This is a genomic window from Agromyces albus (assembly GCF_004134825.1).
Classification (GTDB): Bacteria; Actinomycetota; Actinomycetes; order Actinomycetales; family Microbacteriaceae; genus Agromyces; species Agromyces albus.
Window position 1 is genome coordinate 31,909 of record NZ_SDPN01000003.1, and the last position, 20,957, is coordinate 52,865.

Consider the following 20,957-nt stretch of genomic DNA (forward strand, 5'->3'; position numbering starts at 1 on the left):
CCTCGCAACCGCCCTTGATGGCAAACGACGAGCGAGACAACGGAGTTCACCGCACGCATGGAAGCGACCCCGCCGTACCAGCCCACCCGCATCCTCTTCGGCGCCGCCTACTACGCCGAGTACCACCGCGAGGAACGTACGGCGAAAGACCTCGACCTCATGAAGGACGCGAAGTTCTCGGTCATCCGGGTCGGCGAGTCGGTGTGGTCGACGTGGGAGCCGCGTGACAACGAGTTCGACCTCGACTGGCTGCAACCGGTACTCGACGGGGCGCACGAGCGAGGCATCGCCGTCATCCTCGGCACTCCGACCTACGCGGTCCCGCCGTGGCTGCAGACCGCGTATCCCGAGATCGCCGCCGAGCGCCGCACCGGCGAGCCCGTGCCCTGGGGCGCGCGCCAAGAGGTCGACTACTCGCATCCGGCGTTCCTCTTCCACGCCGAGCGGGTCATCCGTGCCGTCGTCGCCCGCTACGCCGACCACCCTGCTGTGATCGGCTTCCAGGTCGACAACGAGCCGGGCATGCTGCTCTTCCACAACCGCGGCTCGTTCCAGCGGTTCGTGCGTCGCCTCAAGGCGAAGTACGGCGACGTCGACACCCTCAACCGCGAATGGGGCCTCACCTACTGGTCGCACCGGCTCAGCGACTGGTCGGATCTCTGGACGCCCGATGGCAACACGCTCCCCCAGTACGACCTCGCGTGGCGCCGGTACCAGGCCGACCTCACGACCGAGTTCATCGCCTGGCAGGCCGGCATCGTGCGCGAGTACGCGAACGACGAGCAGTTCGTCACCACGTGCATCGCCTATCCGCGCCCCGCGGTCGACGACGAAGCGCTCGTGGCCGCCCTCGACATCACCGCGGGAAATCCGTACTACGCGATGCAGGACCACCTCGACGCCGAGCTCGACCTCGACGCGGTGACGGACTGGACGACCTCGGGCGTGGCCGGACTCTTCCGCCAGGCCGACCGGATCTTCTCCTCGAAGCAGTCGCGATTCCTCGTCACCGAGACCGACGCGCAGTCGATCGGCGGGTCCGACTTCAACCTGCCGCCCTACCCCGGCCAGCTCAAGCAGTCCGCCCTCGCGTTCGTGTCGCGCGGTGCCGCGATGATCGAGTACTGGCACTGGCACACGCTCCCATACGGCACCGAGACCTACTGGGGCGGCGTCCTGCCGCACAGCCTCGTTCCCGGCCGGGTCTACGCCGAGCTGTCCGAGCTCGGCGCCGATCTCGCGGCCATCGGCGAGCAGCTCGACGGGTTCGAGCCCGACGCGGATGTCGCGATCCTGTGGTCGACCGACAGCCGGTTCGCGCTCGAGTTCTTCCCGCCGTTCCCGACCGAGCAGGGCGCACCCGACCGTGCGTCGTACGCACGCATCATCGACGCCTTCCACCGCGGGGTCATCGACGCGGGCGCGCAATCGCGCATCCTGCACACCGGCCAGGCCCATGGGCTCGGGGCCGCCGAGCTCGCCGCTCGCTTCCCGGTGCTCATCGCGCCGGGCTTCTATGCGGCATCCGATGACGACCTCGACCTTCTTCGCGAGTACGCCGCGGCAGGCGGGCACCTCGTGATCGGCGTCCGCACGGGATACGGCGACGACGAGGCCCGCGCCCGAGTCGCGATCGCACCCGACCGCCTGTACGAAGCGGCGGGCGTGCACTACGAGGAGTTCTCGAACCTCCAGCAGCGCGTCGCCGTCACGGGTGAGGGCAGCCTGTCGGTATCGACGGATGCCGCAGCCGCCCTCTGGGCCGACGGCCTCATCAGCGACGGCGCAGAGGTGCTCGCGCGATACCGCCACCCCCGGTTCTCGGACTTCCCCGCCGTCACGACGAACGACCACGGCGAGGGGCGGATCACGGTGGTCGGCTGCGTCCCATCGCCGACGTTCGCCGCCGATCTCGTGCGCTGGGCGGTTCCCGAGCCCATCGCCGACGGTCTGGCGCAGCAGCGCGGCCCCGCCGTGACGATCTCGTCCGGCACGCTCCCCGACGGCCGCCGAGCCTCGTTCGTCTTCAACTGGAGCTGGAACGAGTCGTCGGTCACGCTCGCGCGTCCCGTCGTCGACGCCGTCACCGCCGCAGCACATGCGGCCGGCACTGAACTCCCCCTCGCCGCATGGTCGACGCAGACCCTCATCGATGGGTGAGACGACCGGGACGACACGTCTCCGGTCTTCACGAGAGAAGGAAAAGGACATGAGGAAAGCACCAAGAACAGCACTGGCGCTGGGCTCCGGCGCCGTGGCCGCAGCATTGATCCTCTCGGGCTGCACTCCCGGAGGTGGCGACGCCGGTGAGGATGCCGGCCCCATCACCGAAGAGCAGCGCGAGGAGGCCCTCAACACCGAGACCGAGCTCACGTTCTGGACGTGGGTTCCCGACATCGAGAACGAGGTCGCGCTCTTCGAGGAGAAGTACCCCGCGATCGACGTCAAGGTCGAGAACGTCGGCCAGGGCCTGCCCCACTACCAGAAGCTCCGCAGCGCGATCGAGGCGGGCGAAGGCGCGCCCGACGTCGCACAGGTGGAGTACCAGTACATCCCGTCGTTCGTGCTGCCCGAGTCGCTGCTCGACTTGACGCCCTACGGTGCAGAGGACATCGCGGGCGACTACGTCGACTGGGCATGGGATCAGGTGTCGCCCGCCGACGAGGTGTGGGCGGTTCCGCAGGATGTCGGCCCGATGGGCAACCTGTACCGCGAAGACCTCCTGACGCAAGCGGGCATCACCGAGCCGCCGGCGACCTGGGAGGAGTACGCGACAGCCGCCAAGGCGGTGAAGGATTCCACGGGCTCCTACATCTCCAACCTCGGCGCGACACAGGCCGGCCAGATGATCGGCTTCATGTGGCAGCGGGGTGTCAAGCCCTTCAGCTACGACGGCCAGGACACCGTTTCCATCAACGTCAACAGCGACGAGGCCAAAGAGGTCGCCGACTACTGGACGGGGCTGATCCAGCAGGATCTCGTCTCGACCGATGTCGACTTCAACGACCAGTGGTACCAGGGCCTCGCGACCGGGAAGTACGCCGGTTGGCTCACCGCAGCGTGGGGACCGATCTTCCTCCAGGGCACGGCCGAGGGCACCTCGGGCCTCTGGCGAGCGGCTCCGCTGCCGCAGTGGGAGGAGGGCGAGCAGGTCGCCGGCAACTGGGGCGGCTCGGCCGACGCGGTGCTCGCGTCGAGTGAGAACCCCATCGCCGCGTACGAGCTCGCGAAGTTCATCAACAACGACGAGGAATCCGCGATGATGCTCGCGACGGAGCAGTTCCTGTTCCCGCCGCAGCTGTCGGTGCTCGAGGACCCCGCGTTCGTCGACCAGGCGTCCGAGTTCTATGGCGGCCAGGAAGTCAACAAGCTGTTCTCGGTGATCTCCGAGACGGTGGACACCGACTTCCAGTGGCTGCCGTTCATGGACTACGTCTACTCCACCTACGAGGAGACGATGGGCACCGTGATCGCCGACAAGGGTGACATCTCCGCCGCGCTCGACACGTGGCAGGACCAGCTCGTCAGCTACGCGGAGGACCAGGGCTTCACCGTCGAGTGAGTCCCGCGGGGTGCTCGCCGAACACAGCGGCGAGCACCCCGGTTCCGCCCACGGGCCGGCCGTCGGGCCGACCCACCACCTACGAAGAGAGAAGGGATCGCCGTGTCGCACTCCCCGGCGCTCAGCGCCGAGCGCTCCTCCGCACCACCGCATCGCCATTCGAGCACGTCCCGACGCAAGCAGAACATCGCCGCGTACCTGTTCGTCCTGCCGTTCTTCGTCGTGTTCATCGCGATGCTCATCGTGCCCCTCGTCTACTCGGGATACCTGAGCCTCTTCGAGAGCAAGCTCATCGGCGGCGAGGTCTTCGCGGGGCTCGCCAACTACGTCCGCGCGCTGCAGGACTCCGCGTTCCTCGCGAGCATCGGCCGCATGGGGCTGTTCTTCATCGTCCAGGTGCCGATCATGCTCGGCCTGGCGTTGTTCTTCGCCCTCGCGCTCGACAGCGGCCGTGCCCGTGGGGCTCGCGGCGCTCGCCTCCTGATCTTCATGCCCTATGCCGTGCCCGCCGTGGTCGCAACGCTCATGTGGGGCTACCTGTACGGACCCGACTTCGGACCGATCGCCCAGATCGCCCGCGCGGTGGGGCTCGGCACACCCGAGTTCCTGTCGCCCGAGAACATCCTCGGCTCGATGATGAACATCGTCACGTGGGAGTTCGTCGGCTACAACATGATCATCTTGTACGCAGCCCTGCGCTCGATCCCCGGCGAGCTCTACGAGGCGGCGGAGATCGACGGCGCCGGTCAGTTCCGCATCGCGTGGAGCGTGAAGATCCCGGCCATCCGCCCGGCGATCCTGCTGACGGTGATCTTCTCGATCATCGGCACGTTCCAGCTCTTCGCCGAGCCGAGCCTGCTGAACACGATCGCGCCCGATGCGATCACGAACTCGTTCACGCCGAACTACTACGCCTACAACCTCGCGTTCATCAACCAGGAACTGAACTACGCGGCCGCCATCGCCTTCCTCCTCGGGATCTTCATCGCGATCGTGTCGTACATCGTGCAGCTCAGTACGCAACAACGCGAACGTCGCGAGAGGACTACATCATGACCTCGATCGACACTCGCGCCTCGGTCACCATCGGAGAGGTCACGAGCCCCCGCCGTACCAGGCGCGGCTACGCCCCCGAGCGACGACGGAGCCTGCTGCTCACGGTGCTGCTGTGGCTGTGCGTGCTGTACTTCGTGCTGCCGCTGTGGTGGCTCCTCGTCGCGGCGACGAAGGACAACTCCGGGCTGTTCTCGACCTTCGGCCTCTGGTTCGGCGGGGACTTCTCGCTCTTCGAGAATCTGCAAACGCTGTTCACCATCCGTGGCGGAATCTTCTCGCGCTGGCTCATCAACACGGTGATCTACTCGGTCGCCTCCGCAGCCGGTGCCACGCTCCTGGCCACGATGGCCGGCTACGCGTTCGCCAAGTACGACTTCCCCGGGAGCAAGGCGCTCTTCAGCGTGACGCTCGGCGCGATCATGATCCCGCTCACGGCGCTGGCCCTTCCGACGTACCTGCTGTTCTCGAACGCCGGACTCACCGACACGCCTTGGGCGATCATCGTCCCCTCGCTCGTGAGCCCGTTCGGCGTGTACCTCATGCGGGTCTACGCGGCCGACGCGATCCCGACCGAGCTCATCGAGGCGGCTCGGGTCGACGGCGCCGGCGAGTTCCGCATCTTCTGGCAGGTGGGTCTGCGCCTGCTCGGCCCTGGTCTCGTCACGGTGTTTCTCTTCTCGCTCGTCGCGACGTGGAACAACTACTTCCTGCCGCTCATCATGCTGAACAGCTCGGAGCTCTACCCGATCACGGTCGGCCTCGCGCAGATCCAGGCGGCGGCCTCGGCCGGAGGCGGCTCGCAAGCGCTGTTCTCCACGGTCACGACCGGGTCGTTCGTGGCCGTGCTCCCGCTGATCATCGCCTTCCTGTTCCTGCAGCGGTACTGGCAGAGCGGGCTCGCCACGGGAAGCGTGAAGGGATGACGATCTCGTAGGGCGGCGTGCCGCATCCGTCGTGTGGCGGATGCGGCATCCGTCGAGAGTCGCGTCAGCTCGCCGCGAGGCGCGCCTTCTGCTCAGCCACGTCGTAGTCGGCGACCGGCCACTCGAGCTGCATCGCTTCGAGCGCCTCGATCAGCAGGTGCTGCACGGCGAGCCGCGCGTACCACTTGCGGTCGGCCGGAATCACGTACCACGGCGCGTTCGGGGTCGCCGTCCGGTCGAACGCCGTCTGGAACGCCTCCATGTACTTCGGCCCGAGCAGTCGCTCGTCGATGTCGGCGGGGTTGAACTTCCAATGCTTCTTCCGCCGGTCGAGGCGCGCCTGCAGCCGGGCCTTCTGCTCGTCGGGCGAGATGTGCAGCATGACTTTCATGATGGCGATGCCGGATGCCGCGAGCTCGGCCTCGAACGAGTTGATCGCGCCGTAGCGACGCTCGATCTCTTCAGGCGGCGCGAGCTCGCGCACCTTGCCGATGAGCACGTCTTCATAGTGCGAGCGATCGAAGACGCCGATCATGCCGGGCCCGGGAACCTCCTTGCGGATGCGCCAGAGGAAGTCGTGCTCGAGCTCTTCAGGTGTGGGCTTCTTGAACGCGGTGAGGTGCACGCCCTGCGGATCGACCGACCCCATGACGTGCTTGACGATGCCGCCCTTGCCTGCGGTGTCGAGGGCCTGCAGCACGATGAGGACCCGGCGCTCGTCGTCGCCCATGCGGCTGTTGGCGAAGAGCTGCTCCTGCAGTTCCGCGAAGATGTGCGCTCCTTCGGCCAGCGCCCTGACGCCGGCAGCCTTGTCGCCGTCGAATCCGGGATGCGAGCGCGGGTCGACGTCGGCGAGCCGGAACCCCTCGCGCACTCGCAGCAACTCGCTCGGATCCGCGGTCCAGTACGACTCCCGGCTCATGCCACGCTCCCCTCGGCGACGGGCAACATCGCACACGTCAATCCTGCCCACCGGCGGCACCGCGAACAAGGGCCCGCGCGGCGGGCGGCTCAGCGCGGCAGCGGCACCTCGAGTAGCTGCGGGCCGTCGATGCCGCCCGTGAGCGCCTCGTCGAGTTCGCCGCGCGTCGTCACGCGCGCATAGCCCCAGCCGTATGCGGCGGCGAGCGATGCGAAGTCCACGTGCTGCGGGGTGAACTGCACCCGGTCGAACGCCTCGGGCGGCGCCGAGCCGGCCACCTCGAGTGCGTCGAAGATCGAGCCGCCGCCGTCGTTGCCGACGATGAGCTGCAGTCGCGGCATCCGCTCTCCGGCGCCGAGGAGCAGCGAGCCGACATCGTGCAGCAGGGTGAGGTCGCCGATGAGGGCGCGGGTGACACCGGCGTGGGTGGTTACGGATGCCGCGGCATCGACGTCGGCGCCCGGCGGCGCCACCTGGCTCGCGATCGCGATGCCGAGCGCGGTGGCGACAGTGCCGTCGATTCCCGCGAGACCGCGATTGGCGTGCACGGTGATGCGTCGGCCCGGCACGGCGCGATCGGCGTCGCGGATCAGCCGAGACGCGCCGAACACGAGCCGGTCGTGGGGCCAGGTCGCGGCCCACACGGCGTCGACGAGCGCGCGGCGCGTGATCGGCGCGCGCACCGAGGCGAGTTGGGCGCGCATGTAGTCGCGTTGGGCGGCGAAGTCGGCGACGTGTCCGTGCTCGCCGATGCCGCTCTGCGACGGCCCGGCCTGCGGCAGGCCCGCCTCGACGAGCGTGCGGCTCGCGTGCACCCAGCGTCCCACCCAGGCGCGTTCCTCTGCGGACGGCGGATGCTCCTCGGCGCGCACCGCGCGCTCGAACCGCCGCACCCGGCGCCCGGGGTCGAACCACTCGATGCCCGAGGGCGCGACGGCGATCGTCTCGACGCCCTCGCGCTGCACGAGCGCGGGCACCTCTCGGGAGAGCGTCGGATGCCCGAACACGACGACCCGCTCGACGAGGTCGCCGAAGCCCGGCTCGGCCAGGAGCTCCCGGTAGGCCACGACGAGATTCGGGCCGAAGTGCGCGCCGCTCGTGACCTCGGCGAGAAGCGGCCAGCCGCCGGCGCGAGCGAACTCCTCGGCGACTGCTCCGGCACCGGCGCCGGCGACCACCACCGTCGGGGGTCCGGGCTCGATGAGCGCAGCATGGTCGCGGTCGCGGTCGCGGTCGCGGTCGCTGTCGCGCTCGCTGTCGCCGGCCAGCGACGCCCGACTCATGCCGCTCGCGGCATCCTCACGCACCGCCGACTCATCACCGAGCAGCATCCGCTCGTCAAGCGTGACCGCGGCCGACAGCGGCTCGCGAAGCTGGAGGTTCAGGTGCACGGGACCGGGCCCCGGATGCGGCACGAACGCCCCGGAATCGTCGTGACCGAGTGCTGCGGCGACGGCCTCGCGGGCGAGGCGCACTGCGGCATCCGTCTCGCCCGGCGCGCCCTCGGGAGCCGCGGCGTCGCGTTCGAGCCGCACCGCACCCGCGAAGATGCCGGGCTGCATCGTGGTCTGGTTCGAGCGGATGCCTCGGAGCTCGGCCGGCCGATCGGCCGAGAGCACGATGAGCGGGACCCCAGAGTGATGGGCTTCGAGCACCGCAGGATGCAGGTTCGCGACCGCGGTGCCCGACGTCGTCACGACGAGGGTCGGACGACCCGACTCGACGGCGAGACCGAGGGCGAGGAAGGCCGCGCCGCGCTCGTCGATGCGCACGTGCAGCCGGATGGCGCCGGCGCGCTCGAACTCGGCCGCGGCGAGCGCGAGCGCCTGCGACCGCGAGCCGGGGGCGACCACGACATCGATGACGCCGGCCCGTACGAACGAAGCGAACAACGCCATGGTGGCGTCGCTCGCGGGACTTCTCCGGCGCTCGGGCGCCGGTTCAGCCATTCGGGCGACCGGATGGGCCGGACTCACCCGGCGTCTCTGGGGTATCGGGGCGCTGGCTCTCGGTGCCGAGCGTGTCGTCGCCGGCCTCGGTGCCGCCCGTGCCGCCCGCGCCGCCCTTGCCGCCCGCCCCGGAGTCGTCGTCGAGCTCGGCGAGCTCCTGCTCGAGCCGGCGGATGCGCTCGTCTTGCGCGGCGTCGTTCTGGAGACGGCGCAGGAAATCGGTGTCGTCGTCGGGGGCCACCTCGCGACTCCGGCCGGCGGGGATTCTGCCGACACGACCTCGCCCGATGAGGAACCACAGCACCGCGCCGATGACGGGCACGAACAGGATCACGACGATCCACCAGCCCCGGCTGAGCCCGCGAATGCGCGAGCGATCGAAGAACGCGCAGTCGGCGACGGCGTAGACCATGAAGATCACGGCGGCGACGCCGAGTCCGAAAAGCAGCCGGGCCATGACCACAGTCTAGGCGCGTCGTGCTGCACTAGGGCTGGGAGACTCCACAGGCGTCACGCCTACACTGGCATGGTGAAATCCGTGCCCGTCTGGATCTGGTACACCCTGTTGCGCATCGCACTGTTCGCCGTGCCGCTCGCGGTGTTGCTCCTCGCCGGCGTGACCCCATGGATCGCCGCGTTCGTGGCGGCGGTCTTCGGGCTCAGCGCCTCGCTGCTGTTCCTGCGGCGCGCGCGCGAATCGATCTCGAGCGACCTCTACCGGGCGCGCCACCGTGAGCAGCCGGTCACGAGAGACGATGACGACGCGGAGGATGCCGCGGTCGAGGCATCCGTTCGCCAGCCGTCGCCACAGCGGTCAGAGCGCGAAGACGAGTCCTAGCCCGACGCCGTAGAGCAGCGCCGTGAGGCTCGCGAGTTGCAGCGCGGTGAGCAGTTCGCGCGGCGTCTTGCCCCACAGCACGATCACGCACGCGGGCAGCGCCGCGAGCAGCGCGAAGAACACGAGGGTGGCCGTTGGGTACAGGAACGCCCAGAAGAAGACGATGCCGAACGGCGCGAGCATGAAGATCGCGAAGAGGATGCGCCCCGCGAGCGGGCCGACGAGCACCGCGAGGGTGCGCTTGCCCGCCGCCTTGTCTTGCACGACATCGCGCAGGTTGTTGGCCATGAGCACGGCACACGCGATGAGGCCCACGCCCACTCCGCCGAGCCACGCCTCGAGGTTGACGGTGAGGGCCTGCACGAAAGCCGAGCCCGCGGTGGCGACGAGGCCGAAGAAGACGAAGACGAACAACTCGCCGAGGCCGTAGTAGCCATACGGATGCCGCCCGCCCGTGTAGAACCACGCTGCGACGATCGCCGCCGCGCCCACCGCGAGCAACCACCACTGGCCGGTCACGATCGTGAGCGCGAGCCCGGCGAGCGCCGCGAGCGTGAAGAAGCTCAGCGCGACGGCGAGCACGTGCCTCGGCTTCGCCGCACCCGAGGCGGTGAGCCGTGCAGGGCCGACGCGATGGTCGTCGGTGCCGCGCACCCCGTCGGAGTAGTCGTTCGCGTAGTTCACGCCGATCTGCAGCGCGAGGGCGACGACGAGGGCGAGCACGGCGCGAGCCGGATGCCACGGCCCGTCGGCGATCGCGACGACACCGGCTCCCGTGCCCAGGGCGACGGGTGCGATCGCGAGCGGGAGGGTGCGCAAGCGCGCTCCCGCGATCCAGTCGCCCGCGGTCGCCGGACGCGGGGGCGGCTTGGGATTGCCTCGCGCGGCTTTCGCCGGGTTGCCCGACCGGCTGCGCGGCGATGCCTTCGGCGCTGAGTCGTTCTGCGCCTTCCTGGCGGAGCCGTTCGTCGCCTTCGGAGCAGAGCCGTTCGCTTCCTTCGGCGCGGAGCCCTTCTTCGCGCGAGCTGCCTCACGCTTCGCGAGCTCGTCGGCGGGGTTCAATCTCTGGGGTTTCGGGCGGGCCACGCCACCATGCTAGTCAGATGCGGGACGGCGGCGGTGGCGACTCGGCATCGGCGCTCGCGCTGGCGCGCTCACGGTCGCGGTCGCGCTCGAGGAGCACCGCGAGGGTCTGAAGATCGGGCTTGCCCGAGTCGAGGCTCGGCAGCTCGTCGACGAAGAGGAGCCTGGCCGGGCGGGCGGCGGGCGTGAGCCCCGCGGCATCGGTCGCGGCGGCGAGGATGCCGAGGGCATCGTGGGCTGCTGCGGCATCCGTCTCGGGAGCCACCACCGCCGCCCGCTCGCCCCACTCAAGGTCTTCGACCCGCAGCACGACGGCGTGCTCGAAACCCGGCACGGCGCGCACGGCGCGTTCGACCTCGCCGAGCACGACCTTGACGCCGCCGGAGATGATGACGTCGTCGGCACGTCCGGTGATCAGGAGGCGTCCGTCGTCGTCGTCGATAGAGCCGAGATCGCCCGTGCGGTACCAGCGGTTGCCGGCGGCATCCGTCGTGAACGCCGCCTCGGTGAGCTCTGCGTCGCCGAGATACTCCTCGGCGAGCATCGGGCCCGAGAGCTCCACCACGCCGTCGACGATGCGCACACCGACGTTCTCGAGGGGCCGGCCGTCGTAGACGCATCCGCCCGCCGTCTCGGTCGAGCCGTAGGTGCGCGTGACGAGCGCGCCCATGGCGCACGCGCGTTCGACGAGGCCCGTCGGCGCAGACTGGCCGCCGACGAGGATGCGGTCGTAGGAGCGCATCGCCTCCGCCACGGCGGGATCGGTCTCGGCGGCGTCGACGAGCCGCGCGAGCTGCACGGGCACGAGCGACGTGAAGCGAAGGCCGGCCGGGTCGAGTCGGGCGGATGCCGCGGCGAACGCGACGGGATCGAAGCCCCCGCCCTCGAGCACGACGGGAGTGGTGCCCGCGATGATCGACCGGACCAGCACCTGGGCGCCCGCGATGTAGTGCGTCGGCAGGGCGAGCAGCCACTGCCCGTGGCCGCCGAGCTCGCGCATCACCGACCGCGCGCTCAATCGCAGCGCCTCGGACGAGAGTGCGACGCGCTTCGGCGAGGCCGTCGACCCGCTCGTCTCGATGACGAGCGCGATGCCCTCGGGCTCCAGCGAGACGACCGGGTCGGCGGGAACGCGCTCACGGGGCAGCGGCAGCACGGGCATGGCGTCGAGCAGCACGGCGTCGCGCAGTTGCGCGGTGAGCGCGGGAAGGTCGTCGGACGCCACCGCGAGGAGGGGCCAGCTGCCCCGAGCGCTCAGAAGTGCCATGGGTACGGCCCCCAGTCAGGTTCGCGCTTCTCGAGGAACGCATCGCGGCCCTCGACCGCCTCATCGGTGCCGTACGCGAGGCGCGTCGCCTCGCCGGCGAAGACCTGCTGCCCCATCATGCCGTCATCGACCGCGTTGAAGGCGAACTTCAGCATGCGGATCGCCGTCGGCGACTTGGTGAGGATGGTGCGTGCCATGGCGATCGCCTCGCGCTCGAGTTCGGCGTGCGCCACCACGCGGTTCACGGCGCCCATCTCGTACGCGCGCTCGGCCGAGTACTCCTCGGCGAGGAAGAACACCTCGCGGGCGAACTTCTGTCCGATCTGCCGCGCGAAGTAGGCACTGCCGTAGCCGGCGTCGAAGCTGCCGACGTCGGCATCCGTCTGCTTGAACCGGCCGTGCTCGCGGCTCGCGATCGTGAGGTCGCAGACGACGTGGAGCGAGTGGCCGCCGCCCGCCGCCCAGCCCGGCACGACCGCGATGACGACCTTCGGCATGAAGCGGATGAGGCGCTGCACCTCGAGGATGTGCAGGCGGCCGAGGCCCGTGCCCGCCGGTGGTTGAGTAGGCAGCGAAGCAGCCGTATCGAAACCACCAGCGGATTCGTCGTTCGCGGTGGCCTCGATACGCGTCGCCTCTGGCGGCGCTACTCGACCACCGGGCTCCTCGTACTTGTACCCGTCTCGGCCGCGAATCCTCTGGTCGCCGCCCGAGCAGAACGCCCAGCCGCCGTCTTTCTCGCTCGGCCCGTTGCCCGTGAGCAGCACCACCCCGATACGGGGATCGATGCGTGCGTGCTCGAGCGCCCGGTAGAGCTCATCGACGGTGTGCGGGCGGAACGCGTTGCGCACCTCAGGCCGGTCGAATGCGATGCGGGCGATGCGGCCGTCGAGCGAGTGGTGGTAGGTGATGTCGGAGAAACCGGATGATCCGGTGACGCCGGGCGCGGCATCCGTCCACTCGTTCGCATCGAACAGTTCGGATACCTCGGGCGCCATGCGCCCAGCCTATTCCGCGGCGGCGTTCGCGACGTCGGCGATTCAGAGACCGGTGGGCGCGGCCTCGAAGAAGGACACCGTGCTCGCGATGACGAGCGAGCCTACCCAGAGTGCTGCGGCGCTGATCGGGATGAGCGCGGCGATGATGATCGCCACGCCGATGACGCTGATGGCGATGTTGCGCGGCGTCGATTCGGGCGCCACGTCGCCGGCCTCGATCTCGCCGCCGAGCAGCTCGTCGAGCTCGCTGGAGGGTGTGTCGACGGATGCCGCGCCAGCCGCCTCGGCGCCCGTTGAGTGCATTCCCTCGCCTGCCATGCCCCGAGCCTACCGCCAACCGGTTCGCCGGTACCGGCGAGCGCCACAGGGGGCGATCCATCCCGGCGTGACAGACTGGGCGAGTGAGCAACGACGTTCCGACCCTCGATCATCTGCTCGGCTCGGCGCGCGTCGTGGCGCTGCCGCTCGTGACACGGTTCCGCGGCATCGACGTGCGTGAGGCGGTGCTGCTCGAAGGCCCCGAGGGCTGGACCGAGTTCTCGCCCTTCGTGGAATACGACGACGACGAGGCATCCGCGTGGCTCGAAGCGGCGATCGACTACGGCTGGAACGCGCCGCCGGCGACCCTGCGCGACCGCATTCGCGTGAACGCCACCGTGCCAGCCGTCGACCCCGACAGCGTCGCGGCCGTTCTCGCGCGGTTCCCCGGTTGCCGCACCGCGAAGGTGAAAGTCGCTTCCGGCGACCAGACCCTCGCGCAGGATGTCGCCCGGGTTCGCGCCGTGCGCGAGGCGCTCGGCCCCGAGGGGCGTATTCGCGTCGACGCGAACGGCGGCTGGAACGTCGACGAGGCCGAGCACGCGATCCACGCGCTCGCGCCGTTCGACCTCGAGTACGTCGAACAACCGTGCGAGACCGTCGAGGAGCTCGCCGAGATCCGCTTGCGCACGAAGTACATGGGCATCCCGATCGCGGCCGACGAGAGCGTGCGGCGCGCGGCCGACCCGCTCGAGGTCGCTCGCCTCGGCGCCGCCGACCTGCTCGTCATCAAAGCGCAGCCGCTCGGTGGAATCCGCCGAGCGCTCGAGATCGTCGAGTCCGCCGGCCTGCCCGTCGTGGTCTCGAGCGCCCTCGACACGAGCGTCGGCATCGCGATGGGGGCGCAGCTCGCGGCATCCGTTCCCGACCTCGAGTTCGACTGCGGGCTCGGCACGGCGTCACTGCTGTCGGCGGATGTCACGCGCTCGCCGCTCCTGCCCGAAGACGGGTCGATCGCGGTGCGACGAGTCCTGCCCGACCCCGAGTTGCTCGACCGCTATTCCGCGAGCGCCGAGCGCACTGAGTGGTGGCTCGATCGTCTCGGACGGGCGCACGCGGTGCTCACGGCAGGAGCCACGGCATCGGTCGACTGACCCGCGCGTTCGGCCCCATCCGGAGCATCCTCTCCGATAGCGTGGGGCCACCTTCACCGACGACCACTCGAGGAGCCCGCGTGCCGCGACCATTCCGACTCCGCCCGATCCTTCACCTGACGATCGCCGCGGCGATCGGGGCCGGATTGAGCGGATGCCTCGCGGCTCCCCCGCCCTCCGCCGATGCCGCCGCGGAGACGCCCGAGCCCGAAGCGGCTGCTGCCTGTATCCAGCGAGCGCGGGTCATCGACGTAGAGGAGGCGCGTGAGTATCACGAGCAAGCGCTCGTCGGCCTGCGAGCCGAGCAGCAGTACATGCGCACCTTCAACGGCCGCTACGTCATCGGCTTCGATGAGGAGACGTTCTGGGTCGAGCCCGCCTACGACTTCTGGCTGAGCGACGGCACCGCGATCGTCGACGTGCGGCAGAGCGGCCGGCTCACTGGTCGATACACGCTCGAAGACGGGGTGCTCTCGACGTCGGATGTCGTGGATGGGCGCACCTCGGTTCCCGCGGTCGACGCGGCGGCGGGACCCACCGCGGCGATCGTCCGGAGGATCATGGACCACAACCCGATCGAGGGCGCCCGCGCCTCGTGCGAGGGTGACGACCTCGTGCTCGAGCTCAGCGAGCCCGACAGCGGCCACACCACCGTGCACCTGCCTGGGGCCTGACGGGCCGGCCTCGCCGGGCTTTTCAACGCGGAATCAGGCCGACGGCGCGAAATCAGGGGGAACTTCGGGTTCCCTGCCTGATTTCGCGCCGTTTGCCTGATCTCGAGAGGCGCCTACCAGAGCGCGATCACGATGGGCGCCGATTGCGAGTCGGCGTAGCCCTCGCCACCGTCGAACGCGACCGTCAGCACGTGGATGCCGGCCCCGAGCTTCGGCAGCTTGATCTCGAATCTTCCGGCGCCGTCGGCCGCGACCTGCGCCGTGGCGATGACGGTGTCGCCGTCGAGCACGGTGAGGGTGCCCACCGCGTCGGTTGCATCGGCGGCGGTCACCTGGCCCGTGAGCTTCACCGACGACCCGGCCTTCGCGAAGACCTTGTTCGGCACGGCGACGACCGACGTCGCGACCTCCGGGGGCTCCCGCCCGTCGACGAGCACCGCGGCGGTGCGAGCGGGCACCGTGAGGGCGCCGGTCGCGGCATCCCACTCCGTCGCCTTCACGACCGGGTCGGCGCCGTTCGCGAGCGCGTTGGCGAGCGCGAACTCGCGCCCGGCGAGGCCGTCGACCGACTCGGTGATCGCCTCGGGCGTCGCGTTGAACACGACGAGCGCGCCGTCGAGCTCGGGGTCGACGTCGTCGCCCACGAGATCGTCGATCTGCATCACGATGAGGCCAGGCGTGGCATCCGGTCCGCTGATCGGGAACGACACCTTCTCGTCGATGAGCGCCGCCGAGCCGAGCTGCAGCAGGTCGACCTCGTCTCGCACCCGCAGCAGGTCGAGCGCGGATGCCTCGGCAGCAGCGATATCCGCCACGCCCGGCTTGAGCGCGGGGTCGGCGAGCAGCGGCGCCATGATCGGCCACTTGCCCTCGTTGTCGGCAGCGGGCGGGAGGCCCGAGCCGAACGTCGACTCCTGGCCGGTCCAGTCGATGCGGTTGAACCAGTCGCCCGAGTTGTAGCTGTTCCGGTCGAGCGACTTCGAGCGGAGCAGCTCGGTGCCGGCGTGCCAGAACGAGGGCGACTGCGAGAGCGTCACCGTCGCGAGCGACAGCGTGTTCATGCGCACGCGGTCGGCCATCGGGGTGTCGGTCGGGAGCTTGAACACCGAGAGGTCGTAGAGCGTCTCGTTGTCGTGGGCGTCGACGTAGTTGATGACCTCGTCGGGCTGGTCGGCGTAGCCGGCGGGCGAGCCCCGGTAGTCGAGCGCGTCGCCGCGCACGACCTGACCCGAGGCATCCGTCAGCTCATAGGCACGGAGGTTGCCCGCGAGGCCGAGCTTGACGAGGTCGGTCTGGTGCCTGAGATCGGCGAGCGCCTGCTCGGGCGTGCCGTTGATCGGGTCGCCGTTCGGGTCGGTCGCGAGCCCGGTGCCGTAGCCCTGCACGAATGTCGACGAACCGTCGACCGGGCTGCCACCGTGCACCGCGTCGCGGAGCCGGTCGTTGAACGTACCGATGCCCGTGCCGCCGAGCTGCCCCTGCGTGGCCTGTTCGAAGAGCGCGTTGTTCGCGACCTCGCCGAAGTTCCAGCCCTCGCCGTAGAGGTGCACCGCCGAGCCGTCGACGCCGTCGTCCTCGAGCGTGAGCTCATCGAGCGCGGCCCGTACCGCGAGCATGTTCGCCTTCGAGTGGTGGCCCATGAGGTCGAAGCGGAAGCCGTCGACCTTGTACTCCCTGGCCCACAGCACCACGGAGTCGACCATGAGCTTCTCGGCGACCTCGTGCTCGGTGGCGATGTTCTGGCAGCACGTCGAGGTCTCGACACCGCCCACGGCGTTCAGGCGCTGGTAGTAGCCGGGCACGACCTTGTCGAGCACCGACTTCTCACCCTGACCGGATGCCGCGGTGTGGTTGTACACCTCGTCGAGCACGACCTGGAGGCCGGTCGCGTGCAGGGCGCCCACCATCTCGCGGAACTCGGCGACGCGGGCGCCGCCGTTCGGATCCACCGCGTACGAGCCTTCGGGCGCCTGGAAGTGGAACGGGTCGTAGCCCCAGTTGAAGCCGTCGAGATCGCGGATCGACTCGAGGCAGGCCTGCTGCTCGGCGGATGCCGGGCCGAAGCTCGCCAGGTCGCACGCCGGAGTGGCCTGCTGGTCGCGACGCTCCTCGATCGTCGCGATGTCGAACGTCGGCAGGAGGTGCACGGTGTTGATGCCGGCTTCGGCGAGCTCCTCGAGCTGCGCGGTGCCGGCCGAGTCGCGCGTGAAGGCGCGGTAGGTGCCGCGTTCCTCTTCGGGCACGGTCTCGTCGCTGATCGAGAAGTCGCGCACGTGCAGCTCGTAGATCGCACGGTCGACCGCGCGCTCAACGGTGGGCGCGGGCGTCGCCTCCCACTCGGCGGGTCGCAGTGACTCGTCGTCGAGGTCGACGACGACCGAGCGCACCGAGTTCGTCGTGAGGGCTACGGAGTACGGGTCGGTGACCGAGTTCGTCTCGATCGCGCCCGTCGTCGGGGCGTACACCTCGACCGACCACCGGTACTCGTCGCCCGACGACACGGGGTCACCGTTCACGTCGGTCGCATCGGTCACCGACCAGACGCCGGACGCCTCATCGAAGACCGCGGGCGTCGTGGCGGGCATGCCGCTCTCGCCCGTCGGGAAGACGTCGACCGAGACCGATTGCGCGGTCGGCGCCCAGATCGAGAGCGTTGGTGCGTCGCCTTCCCAGCTCACGCCAAGCGGCACGGATGCCACGGCGTCGGCGTAGAGGTCGTCGAGCACGCCGGACATCTGCACACCGGTGAACGCGCTCAGCGCGCCATCCGTCGACTGGGCCACCGCGAGCTGCTCGGTCAGCAGCTGCTGCACCGCTGCACGGTCGACGCCGACCGGGTGCAGGGCGATGAAGCCCTCGAGCGCCGGGAACTTCGCGAGCTGCGCGTCGGTGAGGCCGGCCGGGTCGAGTGCGAGCTCGACGGGCGTGCCGCCACCGCTCACGGCACCGTCGGCGGCGACGAGCGTGGCGTCGGCCGAGTGTTCGAGCGTCCAGGTCGCCGAGGCGGCGGATGCCCCGCCGAGCAGTTCCGCCGGCCACGCGAGCGTGTCTTCGCTCACCCAGTGCGCGCGCGACTGCCCGCTGCCCGCGAGCGGCGGGTCGGTCACGATGATCTCGAGCACGTGGGTCGCGATCGTGTAGCGGAACTCGATGAGCTTGCCGCCCTCAGCCGTGAACGAGTAGTTCGCGCCGCCGGGCGCCCCGCCGACGCCGTAGTTCTCATTCCAGTTCAGGCCGTGGGCGACCTTGACCTCGTACGAGCCGTCGGGGATCGACGTGGTCGACCACGTGAAGACGCCGTCCTTGTCGCCGTCCTGCATGAGTGACGCCAGGCACTCGGGCTGCCAGTCGCCGGGGCATCCGACCTCCGACTGGAAGCTGCCGGGCAGCGTGACCGTGGGGCCCTCGGCGGTCGAGGAGACGACCTTGGTGCCAGGGTTCCAGTAGAACGTGATCGGTCCGCCCGGGTGTGAGTAGAGGATGTTCGGACCGTTCGGCTCGCCGTTCGCGCCGTAGTTCAGGTCCCAGCTTCCGTTGATCGCGACCTTGTACTCGTAGTCACCCGCGGGCACGTCGAAGGTGCCCGCGTAGATGCCGTCGGCGCGGAGCGTGAGCTTCGCCGCCTCGCAGCCCGGGGTCCAGTCGCCGGCGCAACCCATCTCGGAGTTGTGCGAACCCGGCACGGTAACCAGCTCGATGGGTTCCTCGGGCTCCTCCTCTTCGACGAGGTTGACGGCGTTGCCGACTGACGCATACGTACTCGCCGCCGAGCGGTGGCCCGCGGCATCCGTCGACACCGCGCGGTACTCGAGCAGCGTGCCGTTCGCGAGGCCGGCCGTGTCGTGGAAGACGCGGGGGCTCGTGTCTTCTGCCGTGCCGAGGGCGTGCCAGTCGCTCGAGCCGGCGACGCGCCAGGCGAAGCTCGTCTCCTGCCACGTGTTGTCGGCGACGTCGGCGACGACGGGGCTCACGCCGGTCACGCCGGCACCCGCTGCGGGCACTGAGACCGAGATGGCGGATGCCGCGTCGGGCGCGCTCACCGGCCGGTCGGCCTTCCACACCACGGCGCCGAGCGCCGGCACGGTGACGGATGCCACGCCCGCGGCATCCGCGGTGACCGCCGTGCCGTCGCCGTAGAGCACCTGGAACGCGCCGTCGCCCGTGAGCGTCGGCACGTCGACGGTCTTCGCGGCGTTCGAGTTGTTCAGGGCGACGAGGTACTCCGTCTTCTCGGTGCGGTCGACGCGCGAGAACGCGTAGACGCCCGCGCCGCTGTCGGCGTAGCGCTCGAGCTGCGCGCCGGTCTCGAGGGCGGGATGCGTCTCGCGGAGCGTCGCAAGCTCGGCGATGTGCCCGTAGAGGGGGGCATCCGTGGCGAAGTGCTCGCCGGTGCCGAAGGTCTCACCCGTCACGAGCGGCTGGTTCTGGAACTCGGTGACCTGCGTCGGGAAGAGCGTCTGCCGGGCGCTCTGGTCGCCGCCGATGCCCGCGAAGCCCTGCTCGTCGCCGTAGTAGACGACGGGCTGGCCGCGGGTGAGGAACATGAGCTCGTGCGCGAGCTCATCACGCTGCAGCGGCTCGGCCGTCGAGTTCATGAAGTAGCCGACGCGACCCATGTCGTGGTTGCCGAGGAAGGTGGGCAGCGCCGTCGCCGACGAGTCGGGCGTCGTGTAGTAGTCGTCGCCCGCGAAGAGGGATTGCAGGCCCTTCGCCGAGTTGCCCGCCGCGAAGCTCACGGCTTGCGACTGGAACGTGAAGTCGAGCACGGAGTTCATGTCGCTGTTGCGCACGTACGGGCTCAGCTTGACGGGGTCGGCGTCGTAGACCTCGCCGAACATGAAGAAGTCGGGCTTGCCGGCCGCGTGCGCGTAGTCGAGCACCTGGGTCGACCACTGCTCCCAGAACTCGAAGTTCACGTGCTTGGCCGTGTCGATGCGGAAGCCGTCGATGCCGAGGTCGACCCACTGCTGGTACACGTCGACGAAGCCGTTCACGACCGTCGGGTGCTCGGTCATGAGGTCGTCGAGGCCGACGAAGTCGCCGAGCGTGACCGACTCGCCCACCCACGTCGAGTCGCCGCGGTTGTGGTACAGCGTCGGGTCATTGAGCCAGGCCGGCACCTTGAGGTCGGCGTCTTCGGGCGCGACGACGGGCGTGTAGGGGAAGCTCGTGGCCGCGTCGAGGGTCGGGAACGGCTGGCTGCCGTCGGCGAAGTCGGCCGGGTCGAAGACGTTGCCGTCGGCGTCCCGATAGGGCTCGGTCGCCTTGTCGATGTACGAGTTCTGGCCCTCGGCGTAGTCGATGACGTCGGCCGTGTGGTTCGTGATGATGTCGAAGTAGACCTTGATGCCCCTGGCGTGCGCCTCGGCGATGAGGGCCTCGAGCTCGGCGTTGGTGCCGAGGTGGGGATCGATCTGGGTGAAGTCGGTGATCCAGTAGCCGTGGTAGCCCGCCGACGCGTTCGCGCCCTCGCCCTGCACCGGGCGGTTCTTGAAGCTCGGCGTGAGCCAGATCGCGCTCGTGCCGAGGCCGTCGATGTAGTCGAGCTGCGAGCGGAGTCCGGCGAGGTCGCCGCCATTGTAGAAGCCCTTGTGGGTGGGGTCGAAGCCCGTCGTCAGGGCGTCGCCGGTGAGTCCGCCCTGGTCGTTGGTCACGTCGCCGTTCTCGAAGCGGTCGGTCATGACGAAGTAGAAGGTCTCGTCGCTGCCGGGCTGGCGCACGGGGTCGGACACGAGCGCGGCGTCGGATGCCTCGTTGTACGCCGTGCGGATGCCGGTCGACTCGAGGCCGACGCGCTTCAGGGTGTCGTCGAACACGACGCGCACCGGGGTGTCGCCCGCGACGGTGAGCGGGATGTTGTCGCCGCCGCCGTTCAGGCCGTACGCCTCGTCCCACGTGTCGTTGACGGCGACCTTGTATTCCCAGGTGCCCGCGGGCACGGTGAAGTCGGCGGCGAAGACGCCGGGGGTGCCGGTCGCGGTGAGTTCCGTCGCGGCGCAGGCGGGATCCCAGTCGGCGGGGCATCCGAGCTCCGACTGCAGCGAGCCGACGAGCGCGAACGTGCGCGGCTCCTCGGCTGCGGCCGCGAGGCCCGGAATCACGGCGATTGCGGATGCCGCGAGGGCCCCCGACACCACCAGAGCGAACCAGCTTCGAGCGCGACCGCGTTGCGTCATCCTTGACTCCTGAATCCCGGCACGACGGCGTGCCACCGGCAATGCTGCGACGCTAGCAGCGGGAGTCGCGTTAATGCAAGCGCTTACAGACGCTCGA

At 69.7% G+C, this 20,957-nt stretch carries 15 protein-coding genes; 7 read left to right on the forward strand and 8 right to left on the reverse strand.

All coding sequences use genetic code 11. The features are described 5' to 3' along the window. Window positions 1-57: 57 nt before the first annotated feature. The 4 genes from ESP51_RS02470 to ESP51_RS02485 all read left to right on the forward strand — a co-directional run bounded on the left by ESP51_RS02470 (window position 58) and on the right by ESP51_RS02485 (window position 5,541). Window positions 58-2,160 (forward strand): beta-galactosidase, encoded by a 2,103-nt coding sequence (locus tag ESP51_RS02470; RefSeq protein WP_129519311.1) that lies wholly within the window; start codon window positions 58-60, stop codon window positions 2,158-2,160. A 49-nt stretch (window positions 2,161-2,209) separates the two neighbouring features. Beyond that, window positions 2,210-3,562 carry an ABC transporter substrate-binding protein gene (locus ESP51_RS02475; RefSeq protein ID WP_241842934.1) on the forward strand — a complete coding sequence of 451 codons (1,353 nt, stop codon included), beginning with the start codon at window positions 2,210-2,212 and terminating at the stop codon, window positions 3,560-3,562. Window positions 3,563-3,664: 102 nt separating this feature from the next. After that, entirely contained in the window at window positions 3,665-4,618 is a 954-nt protein-coding gene (locus ESP51_RS02480; protein ID WP_241842935.1) for a carbohydrate ABC transporter permease, read from the forward strand. Then, window positions 4,615-5,541, forward strand: coding sequence for a carbohydrate ABC transporter permease (locus tag ESP51_RS02485; RefSeq protein ID WP_129519312.1), 927 nt, complete (start codon window positions 4,615-4,617; stop codon window positions 5,539-5,541). The genes ESP51_RS02480 and ESP51_RS02485 overlap by 4 nt, the downstream gene beginning before the upstream one ends. Before the next feature lie 64 nt (window positions 5,542-5,605). Here ESP51_RS02485 and ESP51_RS02490 read toward each other — a convergent pair whose 3' ends face one another. From ESP51_RS02490 to ESP51_RS02500, 3 genes are all read right to left on the reverse strand, one after another. Next, entirely contained in the window at window positions 5,606-6,463 is an 858-nt protein-coding gene (locus ESP51_RS02490) for a PPK2 family polyphosphate kinase (protein ID WP_129519313.1), read from the reverse strand. 89 nt (window positions 6,464-6,552) lie between these two features. Next, window positions 6,553-8,412, reverse strand: coding sequence for a 2-succinyl-5-enolpyruvyl-6-hydroxy-3-cyclohexene-1-carboxylic-acid synthase (gene menD / locus ESP51_RS02495; protein ID WP_129519314.1), 1,860 nt, complete (start codon window positions 8,410-8,412; stop codon window positions 6,553-6,555). Next, on the reverse strand, window positions 8,405-8,869 hold the full coding sequence (locus ESP51_RS02500; protein ID WP_129519315.1) for a PLD nuclease N-terminal domain-containing protein: 465 nt from the start codon (window positions 8,867-8,869) through the stop codon (window positions 8,405-8,407). The genes menD and ESP51_RS02500 overlap by 8 nt, the downstream gene beginning before the upstream one ends. 72 nt (window positions 8,870-8,941) lie before the next feature. On the opposite strand from ESP51_RS02500, the gene ESP51_RS02505 reads away from it, so the two are divergent. Beyond that, window positions 8,942-9,250, forward strand: a complete 309-nt coding sequence (locus ESP51_RS02505) for a DUF4229 domain-containing protein (protein WP_164990363.1) — start codon at window positions 8,942-8,944, stop codon at window positions 9,248-9,250. Here the strand turns inward: ESP51_RS02505 and ESP51_RS02510 are convergent. The 4 genes from ESP51_RS02510 to ESP51_RS02525 are packed head-to-tail and all read right to left on the reverse strand — an operon-like array spanning window position 9,227 to window position 12,916. Beyond that, the gene (locus ESP51_RS02510; protein ID WP_338420334.1) at window positions 9,227-10,336 is read right to left on the reverse strand and encodes a 1,4-dihydroxy-2-naphthoate polyprenyltransferase; all 1,110 of its coding nucleotides are present in this window, start codon (window positions 10,334-10,336) and stop codon (window positions 9,227-9,229) included. The genes ESP51_RS02505 and ESP51_RS02510 overlap by 24 nt on opposite strands. 13 nt (window positions 10,337-10,349) lie before the next feature. Continuing rightward, complete coding sequence (locus ESP51_RS02515; RefSeq protein ID WP_129519317.1) at window positions 10,350-11,600, reverse strand: AMP-binding protein; 1,251 nt, start codon at window positions 11,598-11,600, stop codon at window positions 10,350-10,352. Next, entirely contained in the window at window positions 11,588-12,598 is a 1,011-nt protein-coding gene (locus tag ESP51_RS02520; RefSeq protein WP_129519318.1) for a 1,4-dihydroxy-2-naphthoyl-CoA synthase, read from the reverse strand. Before ESP51_RS02520 ends, ESP51_RS02515 begins: the two co-directional genes overlap by 13 nt. 42 nt (window positions 12,599-12,640) lie before the next feature. Further along, window positions 12,641-12,916 carry a hypothetical protein gene (locus ESP51_RS02525; protein ID WP_129519319.1) on the reverse strand — a complete coding sequence of 92 codons (276 nt, stop codon included), beginning with the start codon at window positions 12,914-12,916 and terminating at the stop codon, window positions 12,641-12,643. 83 nt (window positions 12,917-12,999) lie between these two features. Between ESP51_RS02525 and ESP51_RS02530 the strand changes: the two genes are divergently transcribed. Together ESP51_RS02530 and ESP51_RS02535 are read left to right on the forward strand one after the other, a co-directional pair. Beyond that, complete coding sequence (locus ESP51_RS02530; RefSeq protein WP_129519320.1) at window positions 13,000-14,010, forward strand: o-succinylbenzoate synthase; 1,011 nt, start codon at window positions 13,000-13,002, stop codon at window positions 14,008-14,010. 80 nt (window positions 14,011-14,090) lie between these two features. Next, window positions 14,091-14,684: a hypothetical protein gene (locus ESP51_RS02535; protein ID WP_129519321.1), complete on the forward strand. Its 594-nt coding sequence runs from the start codon at window positions 14,091-14,093 to the stop codon at window positions 14,682-14,684. 113 nt (window positions 14,685-14,797) lie between these two features. On the opposite strand, the gene pulA is transcribed toward ESP51_RS02535, so the two are convergent. Continuing rightward, on the reverse strand, window positions 14,798-20,860 hold the full coding sequence (gene pulA / locus ESP51_RS02540; RefSeq protein WP_129519322.1) for a pullulanase-type alpha-1,6-glucosidase: 6,063 nt from the start codon (window positions 20,858-20,860) through the stop codon (window positions 14,798-14,800). Window positions 20,861-20,957 lie beyond the last annotated feature (97 nt).

Excerpts from the sequence above, each read along its gene's own strand:
- ESP51_RS02500 (WP_129519315.1), bottom strand. The coding sequence starts at position 8,869 with ATGGCCCGGCTGCTTTTCGGACTCGGCGTCGCCGCCGTGATCTTCATG.
- ESP51_RS02490 (WP_129519313.1), bottom strand. The coding sequence starts at position 6,463 with ATGAGCCGGGAGTCGTACTGGACCGCGGATCCGAGCGAGTTGCTGCGA.
- ESP51_RS02525 (WP_129519319.1), bottom strand. The coding sequence starts at position 12,916 with ATGGCAGGCGAGGGAATGCACTCAACGGGCGCCGAGGCGGCTGGCGCG.
- ESP51_RS02470 (WP_129519311.1), top strand. The coding sequence starts at position 58 with ATGGAAGCGACCCCGCCGTACCAGCCCACCCGCATCCTCTTCGGCGCC.
- ESP51_RS02475 (WP_241842934.1), top strand. The coding sequence starts at position 2,210 with ATGAGGAAAGCACCAAGAACAGCACTGGCGCTGGGCTCCGGCGCCGTG.
- menD (WP_129519314.1), bottom strand. The coding sequence starts at position 8,412 with ATGGCTGAACCGGCGCCCGAGCGCCGGAGAAGTCCCGCGAGCGACGCC.
- ESP51_RS02515 (WP_129519317.1), bottom strand. The coding sequence starts at position 11,600 with ATGGCACTTCTGAGCGCTCGGGGCAGCTGGCCCCTCCTCGCGGTGGCG.
- pulA (WP_129519322.1), bottom strand. The coding sequence starts at position 20,860 with ATGACGCAACGCGGTCGCGCTCGAAGCTGGTTCGCTCTGGTGGTGTCG.
- ESP51_RS02520 (WP_129519318.1), bottom strand. The coding sequence starts at position 12,598 with ATGGCGCCCGAGGTATCCGAACTGTTCGATGCGAACGAGTGGACGGAT.
- ESP51_RS02485 (WP_129519312.1), top strand. The coding sequence starts at position 4,615 with ATGACCTCGATCGACACTCGCGCCTCGGTCACCATCGGAGAGGTCACG.